The sequence below is a fragment of the Streptomyces sp. MnatMP-M17 genome (assembly GCF_900091995.1).
GTDB lineage: Bacteria > Actinomycetota > Actinomycetes > Streptomycetales > Streptomycetaceae > Streptomyces.
In genome coordinates, this window is the sequence record NZ_FMDK01000398.1 from 1 (window position 1) to 8,868 (window position 8,868).

Annotated in this window: 11 protein-coding genes; 2 read left to right on the forward strand and 9 right to left on the reverse strand. The window is 69.0% G+C overall.

Going from position 1 to position 8,868, the window contains the following annotated elements:
- Positions 1 to 130: 130 nt before the first annotated feature.
- Positions 131 to 307 carry a helix-turn-helix domain-containing protein gene (locus GA0115259_RS41950; protein WP_256098038.1) on the reverse strand — a complete coding sequence of 59 codons (177 nt, stop codon included), beginning with the start codon at positions 305 to 307 and terminating at the stop codon, positions 131 to 133.
- Between GA0115259_RS41950 and GA0115259_RS41955 the strand changes: the two genes are divergently transcribed.
- The gene (locus GA0115259_RS41955; RefSeq protein ID WP_237540173.1) at positions 251 to 403 is read left to right on the forward strand and encodes a hypothetical protein; all 153 of its coding nucleotides are present in this window, start codon (positions 251 to 253) and stop codon (positions 401 to 403) included. The two genes, GA0115259_RS41950 and GA0115259_RS41955, sit on opposite strands and share 57 nt — an antisense overlap.
- 135 nt (positions 404 to 538) lie before the next feature.
- Here GA0115259_RS41955 and GA0115259_RS40390 read toward each other — a convergent pair whose 3' ends face one another.
- A complete protein-coding gene (locus GA0115259_RS40390; protein WP_161230410.1) occupies positions 539 to 778 on the reverse strand; it encodes a hypothetical protein in 240 nt (79 codons plus the stop codon).
- A 33-nt stretch (positions 779 to 811) separates the two neighbouring features.
- Between GA0115259_RS40390 and GA0115259_RS18410 the strand changes: the two genes are divergently transcribed.
- Positions 812 to 2,353: an MDR family MFS transporter gene (locus GA0115259_RS18410; RefSeq protein ID WP_093598109.1), complete on the forward strand. Its 1,542-nt coding sequence runs from the start codon at positions 812 to 814 to the stop codon at positions 2,351 to 2,353.
- 165 nt (positions 2,354 to 2,518) lie between these two features.
- Here the strand turns inward: GA0115259_RS18410 and GA0115259_RS18415 are convergent, their stop codons facing one another.
- The 7 genes from GA0115259_RS18415 to GA0115259_RS18445 form a co-directional block, all read right to left on the reverse strand.
- Entirely contained in the window at positions 2,519 to 3,148 is a 630-nt protein-coding gene (locus GA0115259_RS18415; RefSeq protein WP_093598112.1) for an anthrone oxygenase family protein, read from the reverse strand.
- A gap of 352 nt (positions 3,149 to 3,500) precedes the next feature.
- Positions 3,501 to 4,454 carry a methylenetetrahydrofolate reductase [NAD(P)H] gene (metF, locus tag GA0115259_RS18420; RefSeq protein ID WP_093598115.1) on the reverse strand — a complete coding sequence of 318 codons (954 nt, stop codon included), beginning with the start codon at positions 4,452 to 4,454 and terminating at the stop codon, positions 3,501 to 3,503.
- Between the two features lie 145 nt (positions 4,455 to 4,599).
- On the reverse strand, positions 4,600 to 5,514 hold the full coding sequence (locus tag GA0115259_RS18425) for an alpha/beta hydrolase (RefSeq protein ID WP_093598117.1): 915 nt from the start codon (positions 5,512 to 5,514) through the stop codon (positions 4,600 to 4,602).
- Positions 5,515 to 5,643: 129 nt separating this feature from the next.
- Positions 5,644 to 6,357 carry a beta/alpha barrel domain-containing protein gene (locus tag GA0115259_RS18430; protein WP_093598119.1) on the reverse strand — a complete coding sequence of 238 codons (714 nt, stop codon included), beginning with the start codon at positions 6,355 to 6,357 and terminating at the stop codon, positions 5,644 to 5,646.
- On the reverse strand, positions 6,354 to 7,100 hold the full coding sequence (locus tag GA0115259_RS18435; RefSeq protein ID WP_093598122.1) for a phosphoribosylanthranilate isomerase: 747 nt from the start codon (positions 7,098 to 7,100) through the stop codon (positions 6,354 to 6,356). The genes GA0115259_RS18430 and GA0115259_RS18435 overlap by 4 nt, the downstream gene beginning before the upstream one ends.
- The gene (locus tag GA0115259_RS18440) at positions 7,097 to 8,242 is read right to left on the reverse strand and encodes an acyl-CoA dehydrogenase family protein (RefSeq protein WP_093598125.1); all 1,146 of its coding nucleotides are present in this window, start codon (positions 8,240 to 8,242) and stop codon (positions 7,097 to 7,099) included. The genes GA0115259_RS18435 and GA0115259_RS18440 overlap by 4 nt, the downstream gene beginning before the upstream one ends.
- Positions 8,243 to 8,324: 82 nt before the next feature.
- A complete protein-coding gene (locus GA0115259_RS18445; protein ID WP_093598128.1) occupies positions 8,325 to 8,699 on the reverse strand; it encodes an ectoine synthase in 375 nt (124 codons plus the stop codon).
- Positions 8,700 to 8,868 lie beyond the last annotated feature (169 nt).

Below are 8,868 nucleotides of genomic sequence, written 5' to 3' on the forward strand. Positions count from 1 at the left end.
GATCGCCGGGCTCGACGGCCGTTACAGCTGCGGTGTCTGCGGCTGGGTCAACCATCACTCTGAGGGACACCGGCCGCTGCCGCGCGCGGAGGACGACCCGGACGCCGCCAACCCGCTCGACTGAGCCCCCCTACCGCCCCGGCCGGTCCGCGTTCCCAGCGCCCGGTCGGGGCTCCTCACGTACGAGCTCGGCGAGAGGGACTCCGATCGCGTCAGCGATGCGGATCAGCGTGTCAAGCAACGGGCTGGCGTGCGCCTTCTCGATCCGGTTGTACTGCGCAAGCGTCATATCGACGCGAAGAGCCACAGCCTCCTGCGTCAGGCCCGCAGTCTTCCGCGCGGCCCGGATCTGGTCACCAATGGCGCGGCGGCGGGCGAGTACCCGCTCGGTGGGCGGCGGTGACGATGGCACCCGTCAACGCTGACCGTGTCAAGATCACATGTCTTTATGCTCAAGAATAATTTCCGCCAGCCCGCTTATCTCTCTTGATATTCACCCGCCTGCCAAGCAGCCTGTACCGGACGGCTTGACTCCGAGTCAGCGGGTGCCCACCTCATCCGCCCATACCCATGGTGACCCATGCCCCAGCAGAGTGACGATCCTCCCCGGCCGCCCCTCACCCAGTCGCAGGCCAGCAGAATGCTGTTTGCGCGTCAGGATCTTGACGACGCACGGAGGGCCGATCTGGCCGAGCTCCCAGCAACTGCGCTGATTCTTCTCGTCGAGCGGCTGCGCGGTCGTCTCGACGACGCCCTCCACCTCATCGAAGAGACGCACCGGTTACCCCCCTGACGGACTTTGTCGGGTCTGATGGCCGGCATGTTCGTCGCCATCCTGGCCGGTACGGTGGTCGCCAACGCGCTGCCCCGGATCATCGCCGACCTGCACGGCAGCCAGTCCTCGTACACCTGGGTGGTCACCGCCGAGCTGCTCGCCATGACGGCGACCGTGCCGCTGTGGGGCAAGCTCTCCGACCTCTACAACAAGAAGCTGCTGCTCCAGCTCTCGCTCGCCATGTTCGTGGTCGGGTCGCTGCTCGCCGGCTTCTCGCAGGGCGTCGGACTGCTCATCTTCAGCCGGGTCGTCCAGGGCATCGGCGCGGGCGGTCTGACCGCCCTGGCGCAGGTCGTGATGGCGGCGATCATCCCGCCGCGGCGGCTGGGCAAGTACGCCGGTATCTTCGGCGCCGTCTTCGCCATCGGTACGGTCGCCGGGCCGCTGGTCGGCGGTGTACTGGTGGACACCTCATGGCTGGGCTGGCGCTGGTGCTTCTTCATCGGAGTGCCCTTCGCGCTCGCCGCGATCCTGATTCTCCAGCGCACGCTGCGGCTGCCCACGGTCCGCCGTGATGTGAAGATCGACTATCTGGGCGCGTTCCTGATCGTCGCCGGTGTCAGCGCCCTGCTCATCTGGACCTCGCTGGCGGGCAACCAGTTCGACTGGGCGTCCTGGCAGACGGCCGCGCTGACCGGCGCGGGTGTCGTGCTCCTGGTCGCGGCGGTCTTCGTGGAGGCCCGGGTTCCCGAGCCGGTCATCCCGCTGGACATCTTCCGCAACCGCACCGTCTCCCTGACCACGGTGGCCAGCCTGCTGGTCGGTGTGGCGATGTTCGGCGGCACCGTCTTCCTCTCGCAGTACTTCCAGATCTCGCTGGGCAAGTCGCCGACCATGGCGGGCCTGATGAGCCTGCCGCTGATCCTCGGTCTGCTGGTCTCCTCCACAGTCGCCGGCCAGATCATCAGCGCCACCGGCAAGTGGAAGATCCATCTGATCGCGGGCGCCGTGATCATGACGGGCGGTCTCGGTCTGCTGGCCACGATCGACGCCGACACCGGCTTCGGCCTCCTCAGCGTCTATATGGCCGTCCTCGGTATCGGCGTCGGCATGCTGATGCAGAACCTGGTGCTCGCGGCGCAGAACGATGTACCGGCGGCCGAACTCGGCGCGGCCACCTCGGTCCTGTCGTTCTTCCGCAGCATGGGCGGCACGATCGGTACGAGCGTGCTGGGCGCGATCCTGGCCAACCGGGTGACGGCCGAGATGACCAAGAGCCTGGGCGGAGCGGGCCGGTCGGCCTCCGGCGGCGAGAGCTCCGTACCGGACATCTCCACGCTGCCCGCGCCGATGCGGGAGATCGTGCAGCACGCGTACGGCGTGGCCACGGCGGAGCTCTTCCTCGTCGCCGCTCCCTTCGCCGCTCTCGCGCTGGTCGCCGTTCTCTTCCTCAAGGAGAAGCCGCTCAAGACGACGAGCGGTATGGAGCGGCTCGCCGAGGAGAGCAAGGCCGAGGAGAGCAAGCGGGAACGGACGGAGGACAGCCCTTCGGCCACTCCGCCCACCCCGGTGGGCTGACCGCCCGCCGCCGGCCCCGGCCGTGCCCGAACGGGTGCTGCCGGGGCCGTACATGGCCCCGGCCCGCGCCATGCTGATGACGGAGAAGGACATGGGAAAGGGCGACGGGCTCCGGGCCCGTCGCCCTCTCCTCTGTGCACTCGTCCGTGCACCCGGCGCCGCGTTTCAGACGCCGTAAGGCCGCATCGCGGGAGCGCCGACGGCAGCGGCGGCGCCGCTGCTGCGGCCGTGCAGCACCAGCGCGCGGGCGAGGAAGCCCAGCGCCGCCGTGCACACCAGGGTCCGGACGATATTGCTCGTCTCCCAGGTGCCCTTGAACCTGTCGACGATCGAGAAGTCCGTGATCTTGGCCGGGTCACCGGCGGCGGCCAGCTCGTTGTTGAGCGGGATGTTGACGCTGAACGTGATCATCAGGGCCACCAGATAGAGCACGGCCGCGGCCCCGATCCACAGCGCGGTCCCGCGCCGGCCCCGGCGGTACTCCAGGAACGCGGCGACCGCGGCGGCCACCAGGGCTCCGATGAAGGCCATGCCGAAGAGACCGTTGCCGTCGATCAGCGCGTTGAAGTTCTGCATCGCGTCGACGTACGTACGGTCGTCCGTCCTGGCCAGACCGGGCATGACCGAGATGTCGTACGCGAAGAAGAGACCCGCCATGAGCCCCATCATGATGGTGGCGATCATCAGCAGAGGCCCGACCGCCTTGCTCCGGCTCACGGGCGACGGCGCCGGGGACGGGGCCTGCGGCGGGTAGGCGGCGTAGGGATTGGGGGTGCCGGGCGCGTTGTAGCTCATGGGATGTCCTTGTCTGGTGGTCGAAGCCGTCCGATGCGAGGTGATCCGGCGGCCGCCACGGTGTCGTCGTCGACGCCGCCGCCGACGTGTGACACGGCGATGGGTCTGCCCGCTGATCTCAGAGTGTCCACGCGGCCTTTGGTCCGGTTCCCTGGGCAATTCTCATGATCTGCGTCATGAGACCAGTCAAGTCCAGTGCGGTGAGACGGTACATAGCCACGAAGCTCAGGTTCATATTTCTGCGTCCAAGCCGGAGTTGACCGGCCCGAAGATCATGGCAGGGCCGGTGGCGGCCCGCCAGACCCGCTGGAGCCATCCTCGACCGGGGCTCCAGCGGCCGGAGTTCGAAGTCCTAGGCGGCGGGTGCCGGGACGGGGACGGGCACGTTCCGCGCTCCCGCGCCGACGCCCAGATTCTGGTGGATCTCCATCGTGGCCGTGGAGCGGTTCAGAGTGATGTAGTGCAGGCCCGGAGCGCCCTCCGCGAGCAGCCGCTCGGCCATGGCCGTGGCGTACTCGACACCGATCCGATGGCCCTCGCCGGGCTGGTCGCGGGCCGCTTCGAGGCGCGCGGCGAGCTCGTCGGGGAAGCGGGCGTCGCTGAGTTCCGCGAACCGGCGGATCTGGCGGTGGTCGGTGGCCGGCATGATCTCCGGAATGATCGGCGTCGTGCAGCCGGCGGCCTCGATCCGGTCGCGGAGCCGGAGGTAGTCCTCCACATGGAAGAACATCTGGGTGATGGCGTAGTCGGCGCCCGCCCGGCACTTGGCCACGAAGTGGCGGATGTCGCTCTCCCAGTCGGCCGAGCGCGGATGGCGTTCGGGAAAGGCCGCCACACCGACGGTGAAGTCGCCCAACTCCCGGATGAGGGAGACCAGTTCGCTCGCCTGGGCGAAGCCCTCGGGATGACGGACCCACTCGCCGCGCGGATCGCCCGGCGGATCGCCGCGCAGGGCGAGCACATCCCGGATGCCGGCGTCCGCGTACTGGCCGATGATGTGGCGCAGTTCGGCCACCGAGTGGCCGACCGCGGTGAGATGGGCCACCGGGCGCAGTGTGGTCTCGGCGGCGATGCGCTTGGTGACTTCGATCGTACGGTCGCGCGAGGAGCCGCCCGCGCCGTAGGTCACCGAGACGAAGGAGGGCGCGAGCGCCTCGATCCGGCGGATCGCGTTCCAGAGCGTGCGCTCGCCCGCCTCGGTCTTCGGCGGGAAGAACTCGAAGGAGTACGAGCGCCCTCCGTCGGCCGGCCGGACGCGTGGGCCTGGCCTCGGGTGCTCCGGACGTTCCGGGTTCTGTGCCGCCATGGCGGAGGTCCTTCCTGGTCGCTCGGTGTGTGGGTGAATACGGTCCGCACACACTAGCCGCGATGGGCCGCGCGCACCCGGGGAGGACCACGGACTGATCACGGGTACGACCGGACCCGGCAACCGGCCGTGCGGGTACGGGAGTTCAGCCGCGCGCCGCGCCGCCGCGACCGAGCAGCAGACACTCCTCCAGGAAGGCCAGCGCCCGTAGATGGTAGGTGCGGGCCGCGCGGCCGATGCTGATGTTGTGCCCGGCGGCGGGCAGCCGCTCCACGGTGACAAGAGGCGCGGCCGTCAGCCGGCCCTTCATCGAGGCCAGCGAGGCGTCGTCCAGCTCCCACCAGAGCTCGTGCTCGGCGAAGGTCAGCCGGAGCGGATTGGTGATGTGGCCGGCCAGCCGTGGGTACTGGATGGGCCACACCGCCGTCTGGATCTCCTCACGCCGCGGTACCGCCCGCAGCAGGGAGCGGCTCGCGCGGAACGTACCGGGCGCGTAGAGGTTCAGCGGGCCCCAGTTGAGCCGGGAGGCGCCACCGCCGAGGGTGTCGGGGAAGTGCCGGGCCTCGCGGGCGTAGCGCCAGCCGCAGCCGTTGATGTCGAGGCCGAGCAGCGCGCGGCCCGCGTCCTGCGCCGCCATGTGCAGACTGACCTTGCCGCCGTCGGAGTGGGCGACCACGAAGAAACCGGCTCCGGTCGGATGGTTCTTGGCGAAGTCGGTGAGCGCCGCGTGCAAGGTCGTCGCCTGGTCGCCGAGCGGCTGCCCCTCCGGGAGCTGCCGTACGGAGGCGCCGTAGCCGGGCCGGTCGAGCGCGAGCACGGAGTAGCCCAGCCCTGCGCCGAGTGTGAGCAGCGAGTCGGCCGGATCGGTCAGCCCGTTGAAGTAGTCGGCGCACATGCCCCGGCCATGGATGGCGACGACCACGGCACGCGGTTCGACGCCCTCGGGCTCGGCGAGCAGACCCGACACCTCTACGCCGTCGGCGTCGAGGAGCACGGTACGTACGGCTGACGGCACTTCGGCGGGGACGGTGGGTGCGGCGGGTGCGGCGGGTGCGGTCATGGCGGACGGTTCTCCTGGGGAGCGTGTGACAGGAGCGGTTCGGGAACGGGACGCGGGGAAAGCGAGGCGCGAGAAGCTGGGCCGGCCAAGGCGTACGGTCCCCGGGGCGGGCCCGTACCGGTCTGTCGCTCAGGCCTTGGGTGCGGCCACGGAGCGGGTTCTGGCGCCGTCCAGCTCGTCCAGCCAGGCGCTCGCGTTCGCGGTGCGCAGCAGCGAGGTACCGACCAGCAGCCCGCCGAAGCCCGCGTCGAGCAGCCGGGCGGCGGCGAGCGGGCTGTCGATGGCGCTGGCGCTGACCGGACACGGCGTACCGGCGGCCTGGAGCGCGGGCAGCAGGGCGAGGCTGCGTTCGAGATCTCCTCGGTCGCTCTCCTTGGCCTTGATGTCCTTGTTGTTGACGGCGATCACACATTCGTCGGTGTGCGGCAGACCGTCGAGTTCGGACTCCTCCGTCACCTCGACGAAGGGAGTGAGACCGGTGCTGAGCGCGGCGGTGATCAGGGTGCGCATACTGGATCTGGGCAGCAGCGCGGCCGTGAGCAGCACGGCGGAGGCGCCCAGCTCCACGGCCGTCTTGAGCTGGTCCCTGCGGGTGATGAAGTCCTTCTGGAGCAGCGGCAGATCGGTGAGCGCGGCGACATCGCGCAGCAGCGCCGGAGTCCCGCCGAACCAGCGTCCGGTCACCACGGAGATGCACGGGGCGCCCGCGGCCTCGTACGACTCGACGATCGCGACCGGTGTCCGGCCGCCGAGGAGGTCGTAGCCGTGCGCGTCGCGCCGTTTGACCTCCATGACCAGCGGGCGTTCCGCGGCCAGCAGGGCTTCCAGGAAACGGGCAGTCATAGGGACTCCTCCAGGGACATGGCGGTCCGCCAGGCGCGGGCCAGGGCGGTGACGGCGGGCGCCGAGAAGCGTCCCTCGGCGTCACGGGCGCCGGTGTCCACATCGACACCGCGGAACCCGGCATGCGCGGCCACGCCGTCGTAGTCGGGACGGTTGTACGGGGAGATCCCGCCCGCGAGCAGGAACGGGCGGGTGAGCCTGGGCAGCAGCGCCAGTACGTCCGGCTCCGGCAGCCGGTGTCCGGTGCTGCCGATACGGCCGTCCTCGGTGGCCGTGTCGAGCAGGAACAGATCGGTGCCCGCCCGCTCGTACGCGCCGATCAGCGGGCGTTCGACACAGCTCCCGCCGCTCAGATGGAGAACCTTGACGAGGACCGCGTCGGGCAGGGCGGCGCGCAGCGCGGCGATGACGGCGGGCGGCTGGTACGCGTGGAGTTGCAGCCAGCGCAGGCCGGTACGGCGCGCCAGGCCGGTCAGGGCTTCGGGATCGCCGAGGAAGGTGACGAGGACCGGTTCGAGCCGGCCGGTGGCATGGGCCGCCGCGACGAGTTCGGTGAGGCGCTCCTCGGGCAGCTCGGCATGGCCGCCCGGTACGCCGTGCCACACGCCGACGCAGTCCGCTCCCGCGGCTGCCAGCGTGGCGATGTCGTCCGTGGAGGTGGCGCCGCAGACTTTCAGAACCCGGCGGGTCTCGGGTGCGGCCGAGTGTCCCGCCGGGAGCCTGGAGCCGGGTTCCGGGCTCATTTGCCCAGGCCCAGCATCGAGGCGATGCGGTTGTACTGGATCTCCGTGGTGCCGGAGTAGATCGTGCCGGCCACGGCGTTGCGCACGTCCTTCTCCAGTCCGTACTCGGTCATGTAACCGTGTCCGCCGAAGATCTGCACGGCGATCAGACTGGTCGCCAGGTTGCTCTCGCTCGTGACCAGTTTGGCGATGGCCAGGTCCACCGTGACGTTCTCGCCGGCCGCGAGCCGTTCAGCGGTGTCGTACAGCCATTTCCTCGCCGTCTCCAGCCGGATCTTCGTGTCGACGATCTTGTTGGCGACGGACTGGTACGAGCCGATCGGTTTGCCGAAGGAACGGCGGGTCTTCGCGTAGTCGAGGCAGCGGTCGAGCCGGTGCTGCATCTCCCCGACATTGACGATGAACGAGAAGAGGATCTCCCGCTTCATCACGTAATCGAGCACGATGAACCCTCCGCCAACCCGGCCGAGCACCTGGGTCCTGGGGATACGGCACTCGTCGAAGAACAGCTCGCTGAGCGGCGAGGTCCGCAGTCCCATCTTCTTGGTCGGCTTGCCGATCGTGAGTCCGGGAGTGTCCCGGTCCACAAGGAACGCGGTGACTCCGAGCGCTCCGCCGTCCGGATGCGTACGCGCGTAGACGACGAACACATCGGCGACGGGTGCGTTGCTGACGAAGATCTTGGAGCCGTTCAGGACGAACTGATCGCCGTCCCGCACCGCCCGTGTGGTCATCGCCATGGCGTCCGAGCCGCCCTCCGCCTCGGTGATGGCGTGGGCACCGATCAGTTCTCCGGAGCAGATCCGGGTGAGATACCGCTCCTTCTGCTCGTCCGTGCCGAACTTCTCCACCGGTACGCCGGTGCTGGCCATGGTGGTGGTGACCGAGAAGCTCAGCCCCGAGTCACGGCAGTGCTCGCCCAGCCCTTCGAGCAGATACATGGTGGTGAGCAGGGACTGGCCGAGGCCTCCCCATCGCTCCTCGAAGGGCAGCGCGAGAATGCCGGTCTCCCGGATGAGTTTCCACTTGTCCCAGGAGAACGTGGCCTGTTCGTCCTGTTCTATGTGGCCGGCGCTGAGCGCCTCACCCCACCGGGCCAGACCTTCGCGCAGTTCGGCCTGGTCGGCGTTCCAGCGGATCACGGCGAGCCTTTCCGTTACGGATCAGTGGCGGGCGGTCGAGCGGTATGTGCTTGATGTGCTGAATGTTCAGGAAATGCGCGAATCAGTAGGCGGAGGACACCTGCTCGTCGAGCTGGTGCACCTCGTCGCCCCGGAGTGCCGGCGAGAAGACGCACACCAGACGCAGGTCCTCGTGCGGGCTGGCCACGAGGTAGTGGGCGTCGTGCTCGTTGAGCGAGTAGAGAACACCGGGCGTGATCGGGTGCGAGGTGCCGTCCAGCTCGATCACTTCACCGGAACCCTCGATGCAGTAGCAGGATTCGATGTGATTGCGGTACTCCAGACGGGACTTGGTGCCCGCGCGCACGGTAGTGTCGGTGATGCTGTAGTCGAGGCCGTCGGCGGCCACGATGAAGCGACGGCTCAGGCCGTTGCCCCACTCGACCGTCTTCACGTTCTCCAGTTCGCGGATGAACATGTTCAGCTCCCTGTTCTCTCAGGTGTGATGGAACGGTTGGGCGATACGGACCTGACGAAGGTGCGGAAGCCGTCGATGACGTCGCCCCCTTGGTCGAGCGACTGCTCGATCCGGGCGACTCCTGCGGAGCCGATGATTACGGCATCGGCTCCGCAGGCTCCGACGGTCT